This window comes from Streptomyces sp. NPDC050548 (assembly GCF_044457385.1).
Lineage (GTDB): Bacteria > Actinomycetota > Actinomycetes > Streptomycetales > Streptomycetaceae > Streptomyces.
In genome coordinates, this window is sequence record NZ_JBITGV010000014.1 from 214,639 (window position 1) to 237,317 (window position 22,679).

The 22,679-nt window shown below is 70.8% G+C and carries 18 protein-coding genes; 9 read left to right on the plus strand and 9 right to left on the minus strand.

All coding sequences use genetic code 11. The features are described 5' to 3' along the window. Positions 1 to 35 precede the first annotated feature (35 nt). The 5 genes from ACIBJH_RS33465 to ACIBJH_RS33485 all read right to left on the minus strand — a co-directional run bounded on the left by ACIBJH_RS33465 (position 36) and on the right by ACIBJH_RS33485 (position 4,339). Positions 36 to 797: an amino acid ABC transporter ATP-binding protein gene (locus ACIBJH_RS33465; RefSeq protein ID WP_399120649.1), complete on the minus strand. Its 762-nt coding sequence runs from the start codon at positions 795 to 797 to the stop codon at positions 36 to 38. After that, positions 794 to 1,711: an amino acid ABC transporter permease gene (locus tag ACIBJH_RS33470; protein WP_399120650.1), complete on the minus strand. Its 918-nt coding sequence runs from the start codon at positions 1,709 to 1,711 to the stop codon at positions 794 to 796. Before ACIBJH_RS33470 ends, ACIBJH_RS33465 begins: the two co-directional genes overlap by 4 nt. Next, positions 1,708 to 2,592, minus strand: a complete 885-nt coding sequence (locus ACIBJH_RS33475; protein ID WP_399120651.1) for an ABC transporter substrate-binding protein — start codon at positions 2,590 to 2,592, stop codon at positions 1,708 to 1,710. The genes ACIBJH_RS33470 and ACIBJH_RS33475 overlap by 4 nt, the downstream gene beginning before the upstream one ends. Before the next feature lie 306 nt (positions 2,593 to 2,898). After that, the gene (locus tag ACIBJH_RS33480; RefSeq protein WP_399120652.1) at positions 2,899 to 3,555 is read right to left on the minus strand and encodes an MBL fold metallo-hydrolase; all 657 of its coding nucleotides are present in this window, start codon (positions 3,553 to 3,555) and stop codon (positions 2,899 to 2,901) included. A 97-nt stretch (positions 3,556 to 3,652) separates the two neighbouring features. Next, positions 3,653 to 4,339 (minus strand): maleylpyruvate isomerase family mycothiol-dependent enzyme, encoded by a 687-nt coding sequence (locus ACIBJH_RS33485; protein ID WP_399120653.1) that lies wholly within the window; start codon positions 4,337 to 4,339, stop codon positions 3,653 to 3,655. A 225-nt stretch (positions 4,340 to 4,564) separates the two neighbouring features. On the opposite strand from ACIBJH_RS33485, the gene uvrA reads away from it, so the two are divergent. Beyond that, positions 4,565 to 7,543: an excinuclease ABC subunit UvrA gene (gene uvrA / locus ACIBJH_RS33490; protein WP_399120655.1), complete on the plus strand. Its 2,979-nt coding sequence runs from the start codon at positions 4,565 to 4,567 to the stop codon at positions 7,541 to 7,543. A gap of 74 nt (positions 7,544 to 7,617) precedes the next feature. On the opposite strand, the gene ACIBJH_RS33495 is transcribed toward uvrA, so the two are convergent. Then, a complete protein-coding gene (locus tag ACIBJH_RS33495) occupies positions 7,618 to 8,529 on the minus strand; it encodes a carbohydrate kinase (protein WP_399120656.1) in 912 nt (303 codons plus the stop codon). After that, the gene (locus tag ACIBJH_RS33500) at positions 8,526 to 9,611 is read right to left on the minus strand and encodes a LacI family DNA-binding transcriptional regulator (RefSeq protein ID WP_399120723.1); all 1,086 of its coding nucleotides are present in this window, start codon (positions 9,609 to 9,611) and stop codon (positions 8,526 to 8,528) included. The genes ACIBJH_RS33495 and ACIBJH_RS33500 overlap by 4 nt, the downstream gene beginning before the upstream one ends. A 207-nt stretch (positions 9,612 to 9,818) precedes the next feature. Between ACIBJH_RS33500 and ACIBJH_RS33505 the strand changes: the two genes are divergently transcribed. Continuing rightward, a complete protein-coding gene (locus ACIBJH_RS33505; protein WP_399120657.1) occupies positions 9,819 to 10,241 on the plus strand; it encodes a Rieske 2Fe-2S domain-containing protein in 423 nt (140 codons plus the stop codon). Positions 10,242 to 10,268: 27 nt separating this feature from the next. Here the strand turns inward: ACIBJH_RS33505 and ACIBJH_RS33510 are convergent, their stop codons facing one another. Then, positions 10,269 to 11,213: a hypothetical protein gene (locus ACIBJH_RS33510; protein ID WP_399120658.1), complete on the minus strand. Its 945-nt coding sequence runs from the start codon at positions 11,211 to 11,213 to the stop codon at positions 10,269 to 10,271. 213 nt (positions 11,214 to 11,426) lie between these two features. After that, positions 11,427 to 11,798, minus strand: a complete 372-nt coding sequence (locus ACIBJH_RS33515) for a response regulator (protein WP_399120659.1) — start codon at positions 11,796 to 11,798, stop codon at positions 11,427 to 11,429. Positions 11,799 to 11,970: 172 nt separating this feature from the next. Between ACIBJH_RS33515 and ACIBJH_RS33520 the strand changes: the two genes are divergently transcribed. The 7 genes from ACIBJH_RS33520 (at position 11,971) to whiA (ending at position 22,571) form a co-directional block, all read left to right on the plus strand. Beyond that, positions 11,971 to 13,362 (plus strand): ABC transporter substrate-binding protein, encoded by a 1,392-nt coding sequence (locus ACIBJH_RS33520; RefSeq protein WP_399120660.1) that lies wholly within the window; start codon positions 11,971 to 11,973, stop codon positions 13,360 to 13,362. Positions 13,363 to 13,529: 167 nt separating this feature from the next. Continuing rightward, positions 13,530 to 16,241, plus strand: coding sequence for a nitrate- and nitrite sensing domain-containing protein (locus ACIBJH_RS33525; protein WP_399120661.1), 2,712 nt, complete (start codon positions 13,530 to 13,532; stop codon positions 16,239 to 16,241). 475 nt (positions 16,242 to 16,716) lie between these two features. Beyond that, positions 16,717 to 17,388 (plus strand): response regulator transcription factor, encoded by a 672-nt coding sequence (locus tag ACIBJH_RS33530; RefSeq protein ID WP_200712142.1) that lies wholly within the window; start codon positions 16,717 to 16,719, stop codon positions 17,386 to 17,388. Between the two features lie 86 nt (positions 17,389 to 17,474). Next, positions 17,475 to 19,526, plus strand: coding sequence for an excinuclease ABC subunit UvrC (gene uvrC / locus ACIBJH_RS33535; RefSeq protein WP_399120662.1), 2,052 nt, complete (start codon positions 17,475 to 17,477; stop codon positions 19,524 to 19,526). Continuing rightward, on the plus strand, positions 19,523 to 20,527 hold the full coding sequence (rapZ, locus tag ACIBJH_RS33540) for an RNase adapter RapZ (protein WP_399120663.1): 1,005 nt from the start codon (positions 19,523 to 19,525) through the stop codon (positions 20,525 to 20,527). The genes uvrC and rapZ overlap by 4 nt, the downstream gene beginning before the upstream one ends. Continuing rightward, positions 20,524 to 21,591, plus strand: a complete 1,068-nt coding sequence (gene yvcK, locus ACIBJH_RS33545; protein WP_399120664.1) for a uridine diphosphate-N-acetylglucosamine-binding protein YvcK — start codon at positions 20,524 to 20,526, stop codon at positions 21,589 to 21,591. The genes rapZ and yvcK overlap by 4 nt, the downstream gene beginning before the upstream one ends. After that, positions 21,582 to 22,571 (plus strand): DNA-binding protein WhiA, encoded by a 990-nt coding sequence (whiA, locus tag ACIBJH_RS33550; RefSeq protein WP_019067568.1) that lies wholly within the window; start codon positions 21,582 to 21,584, stop codon positions 22,569 to 22,571. Before yvcK ends, whiA begins: the two co-directional genes overlap by 10 nt. Positions 22,572 to 22,679 lie beyond the last annotated feature (108 nt).

The window sequence follows — 22,679 nt, forward strand, 5'->3', positions numbered from 1 at the left end:
TCAGGCGTAAGCACCGGCCTCCAGGCCTACGCCCCTTACAGCCGGCCCGCCTCCACGATCCGTCGCAGGAAGCGCTGGGTGCGCTCCTGCTGCGGGTCGCCGAAGATCTGCTGGGCGGTCCCGCGCTCCAGGACCACGCCTCCGTCCAGGAAACAGACCTGGTCGGCTACGTCCCGGGCGAAGCCCATCTCGTGCGTGGCCAGCACCATGGTCATGCCCTCGTCCTTCAGGTCCCGGACGACGGCGAGCACTTCACCGACCAGCTCGGGGTCGAGCGCGGCGGTGATCTCGTCGAAGAGCAGCAGCCGGGGCCGTACGGCAAGGGCGCGCACGATCGCGACCCGCTGCTGCTGACCGCCGCTGAGCCGGTCCGGGTAGGCGCCCGCCTTGTCCCCGAGCCCGAGCCGCTCCAGCAGCTCACGCGCGTGTGCCTCGGCCTCCGCGCGGGACGCGCCGTGCACCCGGCGCGGGGCGAGAGTGATGTTCTCCAGGACCGTCATGTGCGGGAACAGGTTGTACGCCTGGAACACCACGCCGATACGGCGCCGTATCGCGTCCTGGTCGACGCGCGGATCGGTGATCTCCTCGCCGTCCAGCCAGATCGCGCCGTCGTCGATGTCCTCCAGGAGGTTCGCGCACCGCAGCAATGTCGACTTGCCGGAGCCGGAGGCGCCGATCAGCGCGGTCACGGTGTGCTGCGGGACCTCCAGGTCGACGTCCCGCAGGACGACGGACGTACCGAAGGTCTTGCGGACGGACTCCATGCGCAGCACGGGAGCGGTGTCGTCGGTGCTCATGTCGTGCCTCCCTGGGCGCGCTGCCGGTCCATCCGCGCGGTCACCCAGTCCGTGAAGCGGGTCATCGGGATGGTCAGCGCCACGAAGACGAGCCCCGCGACGATGTAGGGCGTGTAGTTGAGGGCGCGCTGCGCGATGATGTCGGACGCCCGTACGGCGTCGATCGCGCCGCCGATCGACACGAGCCCGGTGTCCTTCTGGAGGGACACCAGATCGTTCAACAAGGGTGGCACCTGTCGGCGTACGGCCTGGGGGAGCACCACGTGCCGCAGCGCCTGCCGGTTGGTCAGACCCAGGGCGCGGGCCGCGGCACGCTGCGAGGGGTGGATGGACTCGATGCCGGCGCGGAACACCTCGGCGACGTACGCCGAGTACGTCAGCGTCAGCGCCGTACCGCCCAGCCACACGGGGTCGACGGTCACGCCCTGGAGGCGCAGTGCGGGCACTCCGAAGACGACGATCATCAGGTTGATGATGAGCGGCAGTCCGCGGAAGAAGTCCGTGTACGCCGCCGCCAGCACCCGCAGCGGGAAGAACACCGGGCCGCGCAGGGTGCGCGCGACGGCGATCAGCATCCCCAGGACGAGCACCAGGACACCGCAGATCAGCAGCAGCCGGATGTTCAGCCACAGGCCTTCGAGGACCTTGGGGAACGCCTCGCGCGCGTAGTGCCCGTCGAAGAACGTCTCCTTGGTGCGCTCCCAGCCCGGCGCGCTGACCACGACCACATACAGGACGACGGCTGTGACCAGGGTCGACACCGCGGCGATCGCGGTCGCGCGGCGGGCACGCGCGCGTTTGTGGCGCTCGCGCTCCAGGCGGCGCTCGGAGGGGACGTACGCGTCGCCCCCGCCGGGCATGTCGCCCTTGTCGTCCGCGCCCTCCCGGCCCGACTCGTCCTTCACCACGGTCACTTGAGGACCGGGGCGTCGACGGCGTCGGACAGCCACTGCTTCTCCAGCGCCGCCAGGGTGCCGTCCTTGCGGAGCGCGTCTACGGCCGACGTCACGCACGAGGTGAGATCGCTGCCCTTGTCGAGGACGAGCCCGAACTGCTCGGGCGTGCCGCCCTGGTTCTCGAACTGGCCGACGATCTTGGCGTTGGTCACCTCGGCAGAGGTGATGTAGAAGGCGGTCGGCAGGTCGACGACGATGGCGTCGACCTGGCCGTTCTTGAGCGCGGACACGGCCTGGTCGTTCTTGGAGAACGCGGCCTCCTGCTGCGTCGGCTTCACCACGTCGCTGATGTAGTTCAGGCTCGTGGTGCCGACCTGGGCGCCCAGCTTGAGGCCCTTCAGGCCCGCGATGGTCGTCGCCTTGGCGGCCTTGCTGCTCTTGAGCGCGATGACGGCCTGGCGGACGTCGTAGTAGCCGGACGAGAAGTCGACGGCCTTCTTGCGCTCGGCGCTGATCGACACCTGGTTGATGTCGAAGTCGAAGGTCTTCACACCGGGCGCGAAGGCCTTGTTGAAGGGGACGCTCTGCCAGACGACGGCGCTCTTGTCGTAGCCGAGCTGCTTCGCCACGGCGTAGGCGACCGCCGACTCGAAGCCCTTGCCGTTGGCCGGCTTGTCGTCCTCGAACCAGGGCTCGTACGCCGGTTCGTCCGTCGCGATCGTCAGCTTGCCGGAGGTCTGGGTGGCCAGCTTGCCCTTGGCGCAGGTGGCCCCGGCGGACGTGGAGGCCTTGTCGGAGGCCTTGTCGTCCGGTTGCGGAGCACAGCCGACAGCGGTGGCGAAGAGGGCTATGGTGACGGCGGCTATCGCGCGACGCGGTGCGCGAGGGGCAAGGTGCATGGCGGGAGAGTGACAGCCAAACGTCCTGTTTGTCGAGGTCACAGCCCTCAATGTCCGCATATTGGGAACGGGTGTTGCGTTTTCGTGAACAACGCCTGTGTGATCCCGCCCGCGACACGCTTGCCGGGGCCGCCGGTCGAGGGCGGGGATCGATGGACCGGCGGCCCATCCGCGCAGGAGCCGTCGTCCTGAGCGGGGCTGCTTCCAGTTGACCGCGCAACCATGTGTGCCGGGAGCGCGCGTACGACACCGGCGCGTGCGAAGGATTCACACGGGGCGCACGGGAACCACTTCACACCCGGTGGTTCACCACCCGCGCGCGTGCCACTCCGGCAGATGCGGGCGCTCCGCGCCCAGCGTCGTGTCGTTGCCGTGCCCCGGGTAGACCCACGTCTCGTCCGGGAGCGTGTCGAAGATCTTCGTCTCGACGTCGCGGATCAGGCTGGCGAACGCCTCGGGGTCCTTCCAGGTGTTGCCCACGCCGCCCGGGAACAGGCAGTCCCCGGTGAACACATGGGGATGCCCGTGCGGGTCGTCGTAGACGAGCGCGATTGAGCCCGGGGTGTGGCCCACGAGGTGACGCGCGGTCAGTTCGACCTGCCCCACCCGGATCGTGTCGCCGTCGTCGACCAGGACGTCGGTCGGCACCGGGATGCCGTCGGCGTCCTCGCGGCCCGCGTAGGTACGCGGGCGCGTGGCCGTCACGACCTCGGCGAGCGCCTGCCAGTGGTCGCCGTGCTGGTGGGTGGTGACGACGGACGCGATGCCGTCGTCACCGATCGTGCCGAGCAGGGTCTCCGCGTCGTTGGCCGCGTCGATCAGCAACTGCTCGTCCGTGGCCCGGCAGCGCAGCAGATACGCGTTGTTGTTCATGGGCCCGACCGCGATCTTGGTGATCATCAGGTCCGTGAGTTCGTGCACGTCCGCCGGTCCACCGACCGTGACCTCGCCGCTGTACGTCATGGCGGTCAGCCTAATCCGTTTCCGGAGGACGTTCCGAAGTGGCCGGTGTCCACCGGACGTTCGCGTGCATCGGAGGCTCCACCGCAGGGCCGCGCGCCTATAGCGGAGGAAGCGTCGGCAAGGAGTCGCCGTCGACCGTCAGGTCGGACCCGTCGCCGCGGCCGCAGAGCCAGCCGAGAAGATCCGCCGGGTTGCCGGTGACCGTGACTTCGGGCTTCTCGGCGGCCCGGCCCGTGCTCCACGCGCGCGTGCCGTCCGTCAGACGTGTCGACGGCACCTCGGGGTGCCCGGTGAACCGCTCGGCGAGGAAGTCGATCTCCCGCTGGGTGAACTCCTCGGGCAGGTCCTCCAGTTCGTACCCGATCCCCATGTCCACGTGATGCAGCTCGACCTCGACCCACCGCCGGAACGGCACGCGCGACGCGGTGTCGACGACCCCGTTGCGCAGTTCCACGGTGCGCGACCAGTCCGCCGGAGCGGCGCCGACTGCCTGGAAACGGGCCCCGCTCTCGCGCACGTCGGCGAGCTGGACGTCGAGGGGGCGCGGGGCGTCGCGCTCGATGTCGGCGTCGCGGACGCTCGCCGTCGCGTACATGGGGCGCCCTTCGAGGACGTTCACGAGGGCGTCCGCGTTGCGGGCGATGTGGGCGAGGACGTGATTGCGGCTCCAGCCGGGGAGCCGTGACGGCTCGGCGGCCGAGGCGTTGTCCAGTGCGGCGGCTGCGGTGAGGAGCCGTTCGGTCGCGTCATGTACAGAGGCCAGGTCATGAGCGTGATCAATCATGCTGCTGACCCTAGTCCCGCCACACCTTTGGGTGAAGGTGGTGAAGCAGTGCCGTAAATCGAATGCGCGTGCTATATCGTCGGGTGCGGCGTCGGGCATGCTGGAAGGCCGGAGGTTGTTATGCCTCGGCCGGGATTCCGACCGGCGTTGTCAGTGGCTCCCCCTAGTCTGAGAACGACGGGGGCCCCGCCCCTGTCACTTCTCTCAAGAAAGGTGCGGACCGGCGTGGCCGACCGTCTCATCGTCCGTGGCGCGCGCGAGCACAACCTGAAGAATGTCTCGCTCGATCTGCCACGTGACTCGCTCATCGTTTTCACGGGCCTGTCCGGGTCGGGCAAGTCCTCCCTGGCCTTCGACACGATCTTCGCCGAGGGCCAGCGGCGCTACGTGGAATCGCTCTCCTCGTACGCCCGCCAGTTCCTCGGCCAGATGGACAAGCCGGACGTCGACTTCATCGAAGGTCTCTCCCCGGCGGTCTCCATCGACCAGAAGTCGACCTCGCGCAACCCGCGCTCGACGGTCGGCACCATCACCGAGGTCTACGACTATCTGCGTCTGCTCTTCGCGCGCATCGGCAAGCCGCACTGCCCGGAGTGCGGCCGGCCGATCACGCGCCAGTCGCCGCAGGCCGTCGTCGACAAGGTCCTGGCGCTGCCGGAGGGGAGCCGCTTCCAGGTCCTGTCGCCGCTGGTGCGCGAGCGCAAGGGCGAGTTCGTCGACCTGTTCGCGGACCTCCAGACCAAGGGCTACAGCCGCGCGCGTGTGGACGGCGAGACCATCCAGCTCTCCGAACCGCCCGTCCTGAAGAAGCAGGAGAAGCACACCATCGAGGTGGTCATCGACCGCCTCACGGTGAAGGACTCCGCCAAGCGCCGCCTCACCGACTCCGTGGAGACCGCCCTCGGGCTCTCCGGCGGCATGGTCGTGCTCGACTTCGTCGACCTCCCCGAGGACGACCCCGAGCGCGAGCGCATGTACTCGGAGCACCTGTACTGCCCGTACGACGACCTGTCCTTCGAGGAGCTGGAGCCCCGCTCCTTCTCCTTCAACTCGCCCTTCGGCGCCTGCCCCGAGTGTTCCGGCATCGGCACCCGCATGGAGGTCGACGCCGAGCTGATCGTCCCGGACGAGGACAAGTCCCTGGACGAGGGCGCCATCCACCCGTGGTCGCACGGCCACACCAAGGACTACTTCGGCCGCCTCATCGGCGCCCTCGCGGACGCGCTGGGCTTCCGCACCGACATCCCCTTCGCGGGCCTCCCGCAGCGCGCCAAGAAGGCCCTGCTCTACGGCCACAAGACGCAGATCGAGGTGCGGTACCGCAACCGGTACGGCCGCGAGCGGGTCTACACGACGCCCTTCGAAGGCGCCGTCCCCTTCGTCAAGCGCCGGCACGGCGAGGCGGAGAGCGACGCCAGCAGGGAGCGCTTCGAGGGCTATATGCGCGAGGTGCCCTGCCCCACCTGCCACGGCACCCGCCTGAAGCCCGTCGTCCTCGCGGTCACGATCATGGACAAGTCGATCGCCGAGATCTCCGGCATGTCCATCAGCGACTGCGCGGAGTTCCTGGGCGGGATGAAACTCGACGCCCGCGACAAGAAGATCGCCGAGCGAGTGCTGAAGGAGTGCAACGAGAGGCTGCGCTTCCTGGTCGACGTAGGCCTCGACTACCTCTCCCTGAACCGCGCGGCCGGCACCCTCTCCGGCGGCGAGGCCCAGCGCATCCGCCTGGCCACCCAGATCGGCTCCGGACTCGTCGGCGTCCTGTACGTCCTCGACGAGCCGTCCATCGGCCTGCACCAGCGCGACAACCACCGGCTGATCGAGACCCTGGTCCGGCTCCGCGACATGGGCAACACGCTCATCGTCGTCGAGCACGACGAGGACACCATCAAGGTCGCCGACTGGATCGTCGACATCGGCCCCGGCGCGGGCGAGCACGGCGGCAAGGTCGTGCACAGCGGCTCCCTGAAGGAACTGCTCGCCAACGACGAGTCGATGACCGGGCAGTACCTGTCCGGCAAGAAGGCCATCCCGCTGCCCGAGATCCGGCGCCCGCTCGACCCCTCGCGCCGGCTCACGGTGCACGGCGCCCGGGAGAACAACCTCCAGGACATCGACGTCTCGTTCCCCCTGGGCGTGTTCACCGCGGTCACCGGCGTCTCCGGCTCCGGCAAGTCGACCCTGGTCAACGACATCCTGTACACGCACCTGGCCCGCGAGCTGAACGGCGCGAGGAACGTACCGGGACGGCACACGCGCGTGGACGGCGACGACCTCGTCGACAAGGTCGTGCACGTCGACCAGTCGCCCATCGGCCGCACCCCCCGGTCCAACCCGGCGACGTACACCGGAGTCTTCGACCACGTCCGCAAGCTGTTCGCGGAGACGACCGAGGCGAAGGTGCGGGGCTATCTGCCCGGCCGCTTCTCCTTCAACGTCAAGGGCGGTCGCTGCGAGAACTGCGCGGGCGACGGCACCATCAAGATCGAGATGAACTTCCTGCCGGACGTCTACGTCCCGTGCGAGGTGTGCCACGGCGCCCGCTACAACCGGGAGACGCTGGACGTCCACTACAAGGGCAAGTCCATCGCCGACGTCCTGAACATGCCGATCGAGGAGGCCACGGAGTTCTTCGAGGCGGTCCCCGGTATCGCCCGTCACCTCAACACCCTCAAGGACGTCGGTCTCGGCTACGTCCGGCTCGGCCAGTCCGCGACCACCCTGTCCGGCGGTGAGGCCCAGCGCGTCAAGCTCGCCAGCGAGCTGCAGCGGCGCTCCACCGGCCGTACGGTCTACGTCCTGGACGAGCCCACCACCGGCCTGCACTTCGAGGACATCAGCAAGCTCCTCACCGTGCTCGGCGGACTGGTCGACAAGGGCAACACGGTCATCGTCATCGAGCACAACCTCGACGTGATCAAGGTGGCCGACTGGGTCGTCGACATGGGTCCCGAGGGCGGCGCGGGCGGCGGACTCGTCATCGCCGAGGGCACCCCGGAGCAGGTCGCCGCGGTAGGAGCCAGCCACACCGGCAAGTTCCTGCGCGAGATCCTCGACGCCGACCGGATCAGCGACGGAGCCCCTGTGAAGGCCCCGCGCAAGGTCGCCGCCAAGAAGACCGCCGCAGTCGCGAAGAAGACCGCCGCGCCCGCCAAGAAGGCCGCGCCCGCGAAGAAGACGACGCGGGCCCGCAAGGCCTGACCATCGCGGAGCGGCTACACGGATGCGGCGCCCCACGGGAACTCCCGTAGGGCGCCGCACTCGCTCAACACCCGCTACAGATCGCCCAGTTCGGAGGCGTACGGCGGTTCCGCCCCCGCCCGGGAACAGGTGATCGCCGCCGCCCGCGCCGCGTACCGCAGCAGCCGGGTCCAGCCGTCGCGGCCGAGGCCGGCCAGCCCGTCCGGGGACAGCGCGTTCCGGGCGGACAGACCGTGCAGCAGCGCCGCGTTGACGGTGTCGCCGGCCCCGATCGTGTCCACGACGTCGACCTTCTCGCCCGGCACCGGATACACCTTGCCGTCCCGGGTGAACGCGGTGAGACCGTCGCCGCCCTGGGTGATCACGACGGCCGAGGGACCGGCGTCCAGCCACTCGACGGGATTGCCCCCGAGCCACAGCGCGTCCTCCTCGGAGAGCTTCAGCAGCGACACATGCGGCAGCCAGCTCTTGAAGCGCGCCCGGTAGGCATCGGCGTCGGGGATCAAGCCGGCCCGGATGTTCGGGTCGAGCGCGGTGAACACGCCCTGTGCGGCGGCGGTCCGCATCAGCTCCTCGTAGGCGCTCGCGCCCGGCTCCAGGACGAGCGAGCAGGTGCCGAAGGACACCGCCTCGGTCTCGGCGGGGAGCGTGTAGGGCATCACGAAGAGCCGGTCGGCGGTGCCGTCGACGTAGAAGGAGTAGGTGGCCGAGCCGTTCGCGTCCAGGGTGGCCGCCGCGAGCGTGGTCGGCTCCGGGCCGCGCTGTACGTCCAGGACGTCCACGTCGGCCTGGCGCAGCCCGGTGAGCAGGGCCTCGCCGAAGGCGTCCTGGGAGACGCGCGAGCAGAAGGCGGTGGCGGAGCCGAGCCGGCCGAGGGCGACGGCGGTGTTGTAGGGGCCGCCGCCGAGCGCCGGCTTGAGGACCGCGAGGGCGCCCGGGCCCTGCGGTACCAGATCGATCAGGGCCTCACCGGCGACGACGATCACGAGACGTTTCCCTTCGTGGACTTCTCGGGCTGGTCGGGGCAGCCGCACGAGGTGCGGTGGACGAACGCGCAGGGGAGCCGCAGCACCCGGCCGGGCCGGTCCGGCGCGGCGAGCCGGTCCAGCAGCAGCCGTACGGCCTCGGCGCCGATCTCCTTGCTGGGCTGGGCGATCGCGGTGAGCCGGGGCTCGAACAGGTCGGCCCAGGCGAAGTCGTCGAAGCAGCACAGCGCCAGGTCGCCGGGGACGGACAGACCGCGCTCGCGCAGGGCGCGCAGTGCGCCGATGGTCATCGCGTTGTTGGCGGTGACCAGGGCCGTCGGCGGGGCGGCGAGGGAGAGCAGGGTCGCGGTGGCCCGCTCGGCGGCGGCCGACTCGGAGTCGCCGTGCGCCAACAGCCGCTCGTCGTAAGGGAGTCCGGCGGCGGCGAGGCCGTGCCGGTATCCGGCGATCCGCTCGCCGGTGGTGCTGAGCCCGGGCAGGCCCGCGACCAGGCCGATGCGGCGGTGGCCGAGTCCGGCGAGATGGGTGACCAGCTGCGCCGTCGGTTCGATGTTCTCGGCGCACACCTGGTCGAAGGCGCCCGCTCGGTCGGAGGCGCTCGCCCGGCCGGAGGGGGACGGGGCGTCCGGGGGCGTCTCGACCACCCGGTCCAGGAACACCGTCGGTACGGCGTGCCGCCCGAGGTAGGCGACCAGGGCGTCGGGGTCTGCCGACGGTGCGACGATCATGCCGTCCACCCGGCGCTCGTGCAGGAGTCGGCCGACCTTGAGTTCGTGCTCCGGGTCGTCGTGCGGGTCGGCGATGAGCAGGCTGTAGCCGTGCTCCAGGGCGCCGGCCTCGACGCCCTGGAGGATCTCCGTGAAGTACGGGTTGCTGATCGCCGCCACCGCGAGGCCGATGGAGCGGGTGCGGGACGTCACCAGGGAGCGGGCGAGGGTGTTGGGGGTGTAGCCCAGTTCCTCGATCGCGCTCAGCACGGCCTGCCGGGTGCCGGGCAGCACCGGGCGCGTGTCGTTCAGGACGTGCGAGACGGTCGCGACGGACACACCGGCGCTGCGTGCGACGTCCACCATGGTGGCCACCGTGAGTCCCCCTGTCTGCAGCACGGCAGGTCTTCCGGCCGGGAACCTATCTCATCCGGTGCCCGACGTAAACGCTTGCGCAAACGTTTACGTACTGTGAGCACTCATGGGGTGAACCCGACTCAAAGCGGGCGGAACTCCACCGGTATGGTCGGCCTGCACGACCTCTGAACAGCCCGAACGCAGCCCGAACAACTGGAGACCCGCATGCCCGGCCGCCCCGTCCCGAGCCGTCGTACCGTCCTGCGCGGAGCGGCCCTCGCACCCGTCGCCGGGCTCGGGCTCGCCGCCTGCTCGGGCGGCGGCTCAGGGGCCTCCACGACGCCGACCGCGCCCGTGGACCTCGGCGCGGAGAGCGAGGTCGCGAAGGGGAGCGCCAAGCTGTACCGCGATCAGAACGTGGTCGTCAGCCGGGCCGCGAACGGCACCCTCAAGGCGTACAGCACGATCTGCACGCACGCGCAGTGCCCCATCAACAAGCTGGACGGCACGACTCTCATCTGCCCGTGCCACGGCAGCCAGTTCGACGCCACCACGGGCAAGGTGCTCCAGTCCCCGGCCACCGAGCCGCTGACGGAGCTGAAGGTGACGGCCGAGAACGGCAGGATCGTCGCGGGACCGGGCGCCTGACCCCTGGGGCGTCCGGGCCGCGGCGGCTCACTCCCAGTCCCAGCCGATGCCCACGATCCCCGACCGCATCCGCGGCTCCACGAGGTGCACCGAGTGGTGTCCGGTCGGGCGCAGCTCCTGACGACCACTGCGCGGGGCCGCCGCCGAGTGCTGGGTGAACCGGTGGCAGCGCGTCGGCAGAGCGCTCTCGTCGAAGCTCACCTGAAGCGCGTACTGGCCGCCCGCGGAACCGAAGTCGCGGACGTACTCGCGGGAGACACCGGCGGTGCCGTCCTCGACGCCGTAGCGGAAGAGGAACGTATCTCCCGAGCGCAACCGGGTGCCGAAGAGGAACTCGGCGACCAGCATGCCGGTGTCGTGGTGGCGGCGGACGCGGCCCGTGCGGCAGTTCTCCAGGGCGTGCACGGTCATGTGCTCCGGGGTGCAGCCCGGGTCGCCGTAGTGGACGGCGATGAAGCGGTCGACGCCGTCCCGGTGGGCGCGCACGATGTGGTGCGACTCACGGCTCGCCAGCTCGCGGCGCGGGCCGACGCGCACCCGTTCGTGGTGCCCGAAGGTGTGCAGCCCGCTGTCGGGCGTGGACTCCAGTTCGGCCAGGAGCTGTTCCAGGACGCCCGAGGCCTCGACGAAGGAGCGGTAGGAGCGGGCCGCGGGGCGGGCGGCGACCGCGCGTTCCTCGGCCTCCGCGAGCAGCCGGATCAGGGACTCCTCCGGGAGCTGGAGGATCTCCTCCAGCGCCCGTACGGCCCGCAGCGACTCGGGGCGCTGCGGGCGGCGGGCGCCCTGCTGCCAGTAACTCAGGCTGGTGACGCCGACCTTGACCCCGTAGCGCGTCAGATGGTGCTGGACGCGCTGCAGTGGCAGTCCGCGGGCCGCGATGGCGGCGCGCAGTGCGACGTGGAAGGGGCCGCCGCGCAGGGCCGAGTCGAGTTCCGCGGTGGCGACATCCGCCTGCTGTGTGGCGTGCGGCATGCAGGGGCCCTTTCTGTGAATGTTCACAACGGCTGGTCAGGCCGTTCACGCGGGTTGCTTCGGGGCCCCCGTCGGCATCGGAGAAGGGTCTTCACATCCGTACGCCGTCGTTCACGCCCTGAGTTCCCCCGCATTGAAGCGTGTTGACCAAGTCCCGACAACACCTGTCGCCCAACACTCCTGTGTGACCTGGCCGAGTCGTGGTGGGTGGGCTCAGGGTGGTGCGGCCGGCCCGGCGTCGCTCAGGACGTCCCTGATCGCCCGCGCGGACAGGGACGACTTGTGCAGGAACCCGTGCGCGGGGCTGGCGGCGATCAGTTCCTGGAAGTCCTCCCGGGAGTGGGTCGAGATGAGGATCACCGCCGGTACGTCGCCCACCAGGTGGCGCGCGACGTCGAAGCCGTTCTCGCCGTCGAGGTCGAGATCGACCAGGACGACGTCGGGGGCCGTCTCCCGGGCCCGGGAGACGGCGTCCGCGCCCGTCGAGGCAATACCGACGACCTCGACTCCGCCACGTTCCAGCAGGGCGCGGGCCGCCTCCAGGAACCGGGCGCTGTCATCGACGAGGAGACAGCGCAGCGACATGTCCACAGCTTGCCAACCAGCGGTCGGTCGCGCTTTCCAGCTAGCCGGAAAGTGCTGAAGTCCCGTGCCGTGAACGGCGGTTCTCGTGCACACAGGGCGATGGCGATACGACGGGCGGTAGCATGTCGGGGCCCTGGGGAGGCCGAGCCGTCTGGTCGAGTGGGGGTGTGCCATGAGTGGTACGAGCGCCACGCGCGCGTGGCCCGCGATTCGCCGGGTACGGGGCACCCTGGCCCCCTGGGTGCTGTGCGCGACCTTGCTGCTGGCCGCGTGCGACGGCGGCGGCAGCGACGCCAAAGGCGTGAGCGCGTCCCCGAAGGACACCACCTGCGACGGGAAGATCGACGGCACCGCGCACATCACCGTGTGGTTCCACGCGGGCCCGAGCGGCGAACTCACCACGCTGCAGAGCCAGGTGAAGGAGTTCAACAAGCGGCAGAAACAGGTGCGGGTCGAGCTGGTCACCCTCCCGGAGAACCGCGTCTACAACGACCTGGTGCTCTCCGCAGCCGCCAGCGGGGACCTGCCCGACCTCCTCGACTTCGACGGGCCCAACCTCTACAGCTACGCCTGGTCGGGCAAACTCCGGCCGATCGACTCTTGCGTGCCCGCGAGCGTCCGCGCCGACCTGTTGCCGACGATCCGTCAACAGGGCACCTACGCGGGCAGGCTGTGGGGCGTCGGCACCTTCGACTCGGGCATGGGCCTGTATGTGCGCACGTCCGTCCTGAAGAAGGCCGGAATACGTATCCCGACCGGCCCCAAGGACGCCTGGACGGCCACCGAACTGACCGGCATCCTCCGCAAGTTGCGCACCCAGGGCTACCGGGCGCCGCTCGACCTGCGGCTCGTCTACGCGCAGCCGGGCCAGGAGTGGAACACCTACGGCTTCGCGCCCGCCGTGTGGTCGGCGGGCGGCGACCTCGTCGAGCCCGGGAACCACAGCACCGCCGACGGCTATGTGAACGGCCCCGGTTCGGTGAGGGCGCTCACCACCATGCAGAACTGGGCCAAGGCGGGGCTCATCGACATGGTCAAGGACGACAAGGCGTTCGTCAGTGGCCGCAGCGCGATCTCCTGGTGCGGCCACTGGACCTATCCGGAATTCAACAAGGCCTTCCCTGGGGACGTCACGATCGTCCCGCTGCCCGATTTCGGCCAGGGCACCGTCACCGGCATGGGCTCCTTCCAGTGGGGGGTCCCGGCGGGCAACGCCGACGGCGACGCCGTGTGGCGCTTCCTGTCCTTCCTGCTCCAGCCCGCCCAAGTGCACCGGATGACGGTGGCCAACGGGGCGATCCCGGCCACCGAGAGCGCGATCAAGCTCTCTCCGCAGTACGCACCCGGCGGACCCGAGCACCTGTTCATCGAGCAACTCCGGGACGGCGTGGCCCGCCCCAGGCCGCAGACGCCGGCCTACCCGGCGATCAGCGACGCCTTCTCCCGCGCCTTCGCGAAGATCATCTTCGATCGGGCGCCGGTCCGGGCCACTCTGGACGAGGCCGCCAAGACGATCGACAAGGACCTCGCGGCGCACGACGGGTATCCGACGAACCCGTCGTGAAAACGGGCGCCACGCGTGCCCGCCCCGAGCGCCACGCGCGTGTGCCCGATGTCGCGGTACCCGTCCTCTCCAAGACCCTGACGATCATGGCTGGTTCGGGGCAGGCTGAGCACGTGACCGACCACCACCCGCACTCCCCACCCGCCGGCCGCTGCTGAGATCCCGCCATGCGCCGCCCCCGGCCCGCCGCCGCCCTCCGCATCCCCTTCCTCGCCCGGCTGCGCGTCGGGCGCAAGCTGATGCTCCTGGTGCTGCTTCCGGTGACCGGCATGATGGCGTTCACCGCGTTCGGCGCCGTCTCCCAGTGGCACGACGCACAGACCCTGCGGGACTTCCGTACGGCGACCGAGCTGTCGTTCCGGACCGCCGCGCTGACCGACGCGCTCGCCAAGGAACGCATCGCCGCCGTGCAGGCCCGCCTGCGCCCCGGACCGGCGACACTCAAGGAACGCACCGGGGCCCAGCACGCCACCGACAGAGCCCTGCGCGCGGCCCTCCTCGACACCGCCGGCTGGACCGGACCGCCCGACGTGCCGGGCCGGCTCGACGCCCGCGGCCGTCAACTGAGCGTCCTGCGGCTGCAGACCGGCACCGGCTCCCTCACCGCGACTCAACTCGCCGACCAGTACGACACGATCGAGCACGACCTCCTGGAGCTGGCCGCCACCCTGGAGTCCGGCCGCCCCACCCGCGCCTCGGGCCAGGCCGCCGACGCCCACATCGCGCTCCTGAACGCCATCGAGGCGGCCGAACGCGAACGCACCGAACTGGCCGTCCTGTTCGCCGCCCCCGACGCCCCGCACCCCACCGCCACGGACCGCTGGTCCGCCCTGGAGAAGGCGCTCCTGGACGACTTCGACCAGACCGCGCCGGCCGGCCTCAAGGGCAGGCTGTACGTCGTCCTCCTCCAGCACCCCGGCCTCGTCGTCCGCAAGACCCGCGAGACCCTCGCCGACCCGCATGCCCAGCGCAACACCTGGCCCACGTACGACAGTTGGCTGACCGCCTCCACCCAGCGCATCGAGGCGCTGCGCAACGTCCAGCACCAGGCCGCCGCGGAACTGGGCCGTGACGCCACACGCGACCTGGACACCGCACGCGCGCGTGAGACCCGCGACCTCAGCGTGTCGCTGGCCGTCCTGGCCGCCGTCACCGTCCTCGCACTGACCCTGCGACTGTCGATCACCCGCCCGCTCAGCGAGGTCTCCGCGGGCGCCCGGGCCCTCTCCGAGGGAGACCTGTCGTACGACATCCGGTACGCGGGCCGGGACGAGCTCGGCGCCGTCGCCGACACGTTCCGCGAACTGCGGGTGACCACCGGACGGCTCGCCGCCGAGATCAACGCCATGAGCGCGGCGATCGACGACAACCGGCTCGGTCACCGCGCGGACGTCGTCGCCTTCGAGGGGGCCTGGGCGCGGCTGCTGGGCGGCATGAACGGCACCATGGCGTCCTTCGCCGCCGCCCACGGGCGACGCGACAAGGCCGAGCAGGAGCTGGCGAGCATCTTCCACCTCTCCCTCGACCTGCTGTGCATCGCGGGACTCGACGGCTACTTCAAGCGCGTCAATCCCGCCTTCGAGCGGACCCTCGGCCACTCCGCCGAAGCCCTGCTCGCCAGACCGTGGCTGGAGTTCGTGCACCCGGAGGACCGGGCACACACGCGTGCCGCCCTCGATCGGCTGGCGAGCGGCGTCGAACTGGGCGAGTTCGAGAACCGCTTCCTCCGGGACGACGGCACCGAACGCTGGCTCCAGTGGAGCGCCCGCCCGGTCACCAGAGAGGGCCTGATCTACGCCGCCGCGCGCGATGTCACCGAGAGCCGCCGCGCCGCCCGCGAACAGACCGCGCTGCGCCGGGTCGCCACCCTCGTTGCCCGCGGGGTGCCGCCGCACGAGGTGTTCTCCGAAGTCGCCGACCAGGTCGGCAAGGTCCTGAGCAGCGGCTCGGCAGCCGTCCTGCGCTACGGCGCCGACGGCACGGCCACCGTCCTCGGTTCCGCCCACGGACCCGACGCGGAGGCCGGTCCGGCCGCGACCGCGGCGGCTGCGGAGGTGGCCCGCACCGCACGCCCCGCGCGCGTGGGCCGCTCGGTGGGCGCCCCGATCGTCGTGGACGACCGGCTGTGGGGTGCCGTCGTCGCGACCGCCGCCGGACCCGAACCGCTGCCCCCGGGCACCGAGTCCCGCCTCGCCGACTTCACCGAACTCGTCGCCACCGCCCTCGCCAACGCCGACAGCCGCGACCAGCTCACGGCGTCACGCGCGCGCGTGGTGGCCGCCGGGGACGCCTCCAGGCGCCGTATCGAACGCGATCTGCACGACGGAGTCCAGCAGCGGATCGTCTCGCTCCAACTCGACCTCAGAACGGCCCAGTCGATGCTGGACGAACAGCCGGAGGAACTCGCCGAGCAACTGGACCACATCGCCAAGGGCCTGGACGACGCCTTCACCGACCTGCTGCAGGTCGCGCGCGGCATCCACCCCGCGATCCTCTCCAAGGGCGGCCTGGGCCCCGCCCTGCGCGCGCTCGCCCGCCGCTCCGCCGTCCCGGTGGAACTCGACCTGCGACTGCCCCCGGGCCGCCTCCCGGAACAGACGGAGGTCGCCGTCTACTACGTGACCTCCGAGTCCTTCACCAACGCCGCCAAGCACGCGCGCGCGAGCTTCGTGCAGGTGACGGCGCGGGCCGGGGACGGCGTCCTGGAGGTGACGATCGCCGACGACGGAGTGGGCGGCGCCGACCCCGGGCACGGCTCCGGGCTCATCGGACTCGTCGACCGGGTGGAGGCGATCGGCGGCAAACTGCGCGTCGACAGCCCACCGGGGGAGGGCACGACACTCACCGTACGGCTGCCGCTGCCCCGGACGGAGTGGTGACCGCCCGAGGCGTACGTGGTAGGGGTCCAGGCCGGGGGAGCGTGGACTCGGTGACGTCGCGTACGCGTCGGGCGGTCTTCTCGGACGGAGAGGCGACCGTCCGGCTCTATGAGTGCCGCGAGGGACTCGCGCGCAGCTGTTTGGCGCGCACCACGTCCGGGTCCCTGGGGTCCAGGAAGTCCTTCGGGGACCGGGTGTCGTCCTCGTACCGGCGGACACGGATCGACCGCCGTGGTCTCTCCGCCCGTGTCCGCCGCATCTCCCGCATCTCCCGCAGCCCTTCCGACCCGCGGCCGGAGGCCCCGCACCCGGGGCGACCGGTCCGCTCGCGTCCGCACTGCTACGAGAATCGTCCGGACCCGGCCCCCTGTCGTCACGGTCACCCCCCAATTCCCTTACCCGCTAGCCGTACCCGACCGGGTCCGGCAGGCTGTGCCTGGCGCACGGCACCGGTCGGGCAAGGGGAGCCGAGACGATGGACGCATCGCAGCAGACCGCGCGGGGAAGAGTCGTTCTCGCGGACGACGACGTCCTGCTCAGAGAGGGCCTGGCGAGCCTGTGCGAACGCCTGGGCTACGAGGTGGCCGGCCAGGCCGGTGACGCGGAACGGCTCCTGGAACTGGTCGACACCGAGCGGCCCGACCTCGCGATCGTCGACATCAGGATGCCCCCGGACCACTCCACCGAGGGCCTCAAGGCGGCCCGTACGATCCGGGAACGCCACCCCGGCACCGGCATTCTCGTCCTCTCGGCGTACGTCGAGGTCGAAGAGGCCCTGGAGCTGCTGGCCGGCGGGCACCGGATCGGGTATCTCCTCAAGAGCCGGGTCACGGTCGTCGACGACTTCATCGAGGCCCTCGACCGCATCCACAAGGGCGGCTCGGTCGTCGACCCCTCCCTGGTGCACGAGCTGTTCTCGGCGCAGCGCCGCGACGATCCGTTGTCCGTCCTCAGCAACCGCGAGCGCGAGGTCCTGGCGCTGATGGCGGAGGGCCGCTCCAACGCCGGCATCGGCCGCAGGCTGTGGGTCACCGAGGGCACCGTCGAGAAGCACGTCCGCAGCATCCTGGGCAAACTCCGCCTTCCGGAGGCCGCCGACGACCACCGCCGGGTCCTGGCGGTTCTCACCTTTCTGGAGTCGCGGTAGGAGTTCCGCTCCGAGTCCCGCCGGGCACGTACGGCGTTGTCCACAGCCCCGCCGCGCTGTCACTCCGCGCCAGTAGGGTGTGAAACATGGCCGATCCCTCCAGCTACCGCCCCAGGCCGGGAGAGATCCCGGACTCGCCCGGGGTCTACAAGTTCCGCGACGAGCACCGCCGGGTGATCTACGTCGGAAAGGCGAAGAGCCTGCGCCAGCGCCTGGCGAACTACTTCCAGGACCTGGCCGGACTCCACCCGCGCACGCGCACGATGGTCACCACGGCCGCGTCGGTGGAGTGGACGGTCGTGTCCACGGAGGTCGAGGCACTTCAGCTGGAGTACTCCTGGATCAAGGAGTTCGACCCCCGGTTCAACGTCAAGTACCGCGACGACAAGAGCTACCCGTACCTCGCGGTGACGATGAACGAGGAGTACCCGCGCGTGCAGGTGATGCGCGGTCACAAGAAGAAGGGCGTCCGCTACTTCGGGCCGTACGGACACGCCTGGGCGATCCGCGACACCGTGGACCTCCTGCTGCGCGTGTTCCCCGTCCGCACCTGCTCGGCCGGCGTCTTCAAGAACGCCGCCCGCACCGGCCGCCCCTGTCTGCTCGGTTACATCGGCAAGTGCTCCGCGCCCTGCGTCGGCCGCGTCTCCGAGGAAGAACACCGCGAACTGGCCGAGGAATTCAGCGACTTCATGGCCGGCCGCACCGGCACGTACATCCGCCGCCTGGAGCAGCGGATGACGGAGGCCGCCGAGGAGATGGAGTATGAGCGAGCCGCCCGCCTGCGCGACGACATCGAGGCCCTGCGCAAGGCCATGGAGAAGAGCGCGGTCGTCCTCGCCGACGCCACCGACGCCGACCTGATCGCGGTCGCCGAGGACGAGCTGGAGGCGGCCGTCCAGATCTTCCACGTCCGCGGCGGACGCGTGCGCGGCCAGCGCGGCTGGGTCACCGACAAGGTCGAGGACGTCACCACCGCGGCCCTCGTCGAGCACGCACTCCAGCAGCTCTACGGCGAGGAGACCGGGGACTCCGTCCCCAAGGAGGTCCTCGTCCCGGCCCTGCCCGACCCGGTGGAGCCGGTCCAGCAGTGGCTGACGGACCGGCGCGGGTCGAACGTGTCGCTGCGCATCCCGCAGCGCGGCGACAAGAAGTCCCTCATGGAGACGGTCGCGCGCAACGCCCAGCAGTCCTTGATCCTCCACAAGACCAAGCGCGCCTCCGACCTCACCACCCGCTCCCGCGCCCTGGAGGAGATCTCCGAGGCCCTCGACCTGGACAGCGCCCCCCTCAGGATCGAGTGCTACGACATCTCGCACCTCCAGGGCGACGACGTCGTGGCGTCCATGGTCGTCTTCGAGGACGGGCTCTCCCGCAAGAGCGAGTACCGCCGCTTCCAGATCAAGGGCTTCGAGGGCCAGGACGACGTCCGCTCCATGCACGAGGTGATCACCCGCCGCTTCCGGCGCTATCTCGCCGAGAAGGAGAAGACGGGGGAGTGGGCGGACGGCGACGAGCTGACGGACCTGAAGGACGACGAGGGGCGTCCCAAGCGGTTCGCCTATCCGCCGCAGCTCGTGGTGGTCGACGGTGGGCAGCCGCAGGTCGCCGCGGCCAAGAAGGCCCTAGACGAACTGGGCATCGACGACATCGCCGTGTGCGGCCTCGCCAAGCGCCTGGAGGAGGTCTGGCTGCCCGACGAGGACGACCCCGTGGTGCTGCCCCGCGCCAGCGAGGGCCTCTACCTCCTCCAGCGCGTCCGCGACGAGGCCCACCGCTTCGCGATCACCTACCAGCGCGCCAAGCGGGCCAAGCGGTTCCGGGCGAGCCCCCTGGACGACGTGCCCGGCCTCGGCGAGACCCGCAAACAGGCGCTCATCAAGCACTTCGGTTCGGTGAAGAAGCTGCGATCCGCGACAATCGACCAGATCTGCGAGGTTCCCGGCATAGGTCGCAAGACCGCCGAGACCATCGCGGTGGCCCTCGCCCGGGCGGCCCCGGCCGCACCCGCCGTGAACACGGCGACTGGAGAGATCATGGATGACATGGAAGACGGTGCGCCCGGGACGACGACGGGTGCACCGGGGGAGCCCGTACCCGCGGGCGCCCCGGACGAGCGACGGGGGCAGGAGACATGAGCGAGCACGAGAAGCGGCCCACAGCGGACCGAGATCAGACCCACAAGGAAACGGGTGAAGATCAGGCTCCACCGGAAGGCGCCCAGGACAACGGAGCAGAAGTGAGTACGGACAGCACGACACCAGGGGTGCCCGAGGCGGCCATCCCCGAGCTGGTGATCATCTCCGGCATGTCCGGGGCCGGGCGGTCCACGGCCGCCAAGTGTCTGGAGGACCTCGGCTGGTTCGTCGTCGACAACCTCCCGCCCGCGCTGATCCCCACCATGGTGGAGCTCGGCGCCCGTTCCCAGGGCAACGTGGCACGGATCGCGGTCGTCGTCGACGTACGCGGCCGGCGCTTCTTCGACAACCTCCGCGAGTCCCTCGCCGACCTGGAGTCGAAGAACGTCACCCGGCGGATCGTCTTCCTGGAGTCCTCCGACGACGCCCTGGTGCGCCGTTTCGAGTCCGTGCGCCGCCCGCACCCCCTCCAGGGCGACGGCCGCATCGTCGACGGCATCGACGCCGAGCGCGAGCTGCTGCGCGAACTGCGCGGCGACGCCGACCTCGTCATCGACACCTCCAGCCTCAACGTCCACGAACTGCGCGCCAAGATGGACGCCCAGTTCGCCGGCGAGGAGGAGCCCGAACTGCGGGCCACCGTCATGTCCTTCGGCTTCAAGTACGGCCTCCCGGTCGACGCCGACCTCGTCGCCGACATGCGCTTCCTGCCCAACCCGCACTGGATCCCGGAGCTGCGCCCCTTCAACGGCCTCAACGAAGAGGTCTCGGCGTACGTCTTCAACCAGCCCGGCGCCAAGGAGTTCCTCGACCGGTACGCCGAGCTGCTGCGCCTCATCGCGGCCGGCTACCGCCGTGAGGGCAAGCGGTACGTGACGATCGCGATCGGCTGCACCGGCGGCAAGCACCGCTCGGTCGCCACGGCGGAGAAGCTCGCCGCGCGGCTCGTGGCCGAGGGCGTCGAGACGGTGGTCGTACACCGGGACATGGGACGGGAATGACGGGACGTAGCCCACGGCTCGGCCGGCTGCGCCGAGCGGTGCCCGAGGGACGTACGACCAGGCCCGTGGAGGCCCGCGGCGGCAAGCCCCGCCGGCGCGGCACCCAGCCCAAGGTGGTCGCCCTCGGCGGCGGCATGGGCCTGTCCGCCTCGCTCACCGCACTGCGCCGGATCACCGGCGACCTCACCGCCGTCGTCACCGTGGCCGACGACGGCGGCTCCAGCGGACGCCTGCGCGACGAACTGGGCGTGCTGCCCCCGGGCGACCTGCGCAAGGCGCTGGCCGCGCTGTGCGGCGACGACGACTGGGGCCAGACCTGGGCCCGGGTCATCCAGCACCGCTTCCAGTCCAAGGGCGACCTGCACGAGCACGCGGTCGGCAATCTGCTGATCGTCGCCCTGTGGGAGCAGCTCGGCGACCACGTCCAGGCCCTCGACCTGGTCGGCAAGCTGCTCGGCGCGCACGGGCGCGTGCTGCCCATGTCCGCCGTACCGCTGGAGCTCCAGGCCCTGGTCAAGGGGCACGATCCGGAGCGGCCCGACGACATCGACACGGTGCGGGGACAGGCGACCGTGGCGCTGACGCCCGGCGAGGTGCAGTCCGTGCACGTGGTGCCGCACGACCCGCCGGCCGTGCCCGAAGCCGTCGCCGCCGTGCTCGACGCGGACTGGGTGGTGCTCGGTCCCGGCTCCTGGTTCTCGTCGGTGATCCCGCACCTGCTGGTGCCGGAACTGCTCGATGCGCTCACCGAGACGAAGGCCCGCCGGGTACTCTCCCTGAACCTCGCTCCGCAGCCCGGAGAAACCGATGGCTTCTCCCCGCAGCGTCATTTGGAGGTTTTGGGACGACACGCCCCTAAACTCGCCCTGGACGTGGTGCTGGCCGACGAGGCCGCCGTGCCCGATCGCGCGTCGCTCACCGAAGCCGCCAAGCGGCTCGGCGCCGCGGTCGAGCTGGCGCCGGTGGCCCGGCCGGACGGAACTCCAAGGCACGACCCGGAGCTGTTGGCCGCCGCGTACGACCGTATTTTTCGGATGCATGGAAGGATCGGCCCATGGCGATGACGGCAGCGGTGAAGGATGAGATCTCCCGGCTCCCCGTCACCCGTACCTGCTGCAGGAAGGCGGAGGTCTCCGCCATTCTGCGGTTCGCCGGAGGCCTCCACCTGGTGAGCGGGCGCATCGTGATCGAGGCGGAGCTGGACACCGCGATGGCGGCGCGCCGGCTCAAGCGGGACATCCTGGAGATCTTCGGCCACAGTTCCGAGCTGATCGTGATGGCACCCGGCGGACTGCGCCGCGGCTCCCGTTACGTTGTCCGGGTGGTCGCGGGCGGCGATCAGCTGGCCCGGCAGACGGGCCTCGTGGACGGCCGCGGACGCCCCATCCGGGGTCTGCCGCCGCAGGTGGTCTCTGGGGCGACCTGTGACGCCGAGGCGGCCTGGAGAGGCGCGTTCCTGGCGCACGGCTCGCTGACCGAGCCCGGCCGGTCCTCCTCCCTGGAGGTGACCTGCCCGGGTCCCGAGGCCGCGCTCGCGCTGGTCGGCGCCGCCCGCAGGCTGTCGATCGCGGCGAAGGCGCGCGAGGTGCGGGGCGTGGACCGGGTGGTCGTCCGTGACGGCGACGCGATCGGCGCCCTGCTCACCCGGCTCGGCGCGCACGAGTCGGTGCTGGCCTGGGAGGAGCGCCGGATGCGCCGCGAGGTGCGCGCCACGGCGAACCGTCTCGCCAACTTCGACGACGCCAACCTGCGCCGTTCGGCCCGCGCGGCCGTCGCCGCCGGCGCCCGGGTGCAGCGCGCGCTGGAGATCCTCGCCGACGAGGTCCCCGAGCACCTCGCCGCCGCGGGTCGCCTCCGCATGGACCACAAGCAGGCCTCCCTGGAGGAGCTGGGCGCGCTGGCCGACCCGCCGCTGACGAAGGACGCCGTGGCGGGCCGTATCCGCCGGCTGCTGGCGATGGCCGACAAGCGGGCCCAGGACCTCGGCATCCCGGGCACGGAGTCCAGCATCACCGAGGAGATGGCCGACAACATGGTCGGCTGATGCCCCCTGTCGCCTGACGATCACTCAACGCGCCGATGCGGCTGTCCCCTTGGACAGCCGCATCGGCGCTTGACCGTCCCGATGCGCCCCCTTGACTCGATCATGAAG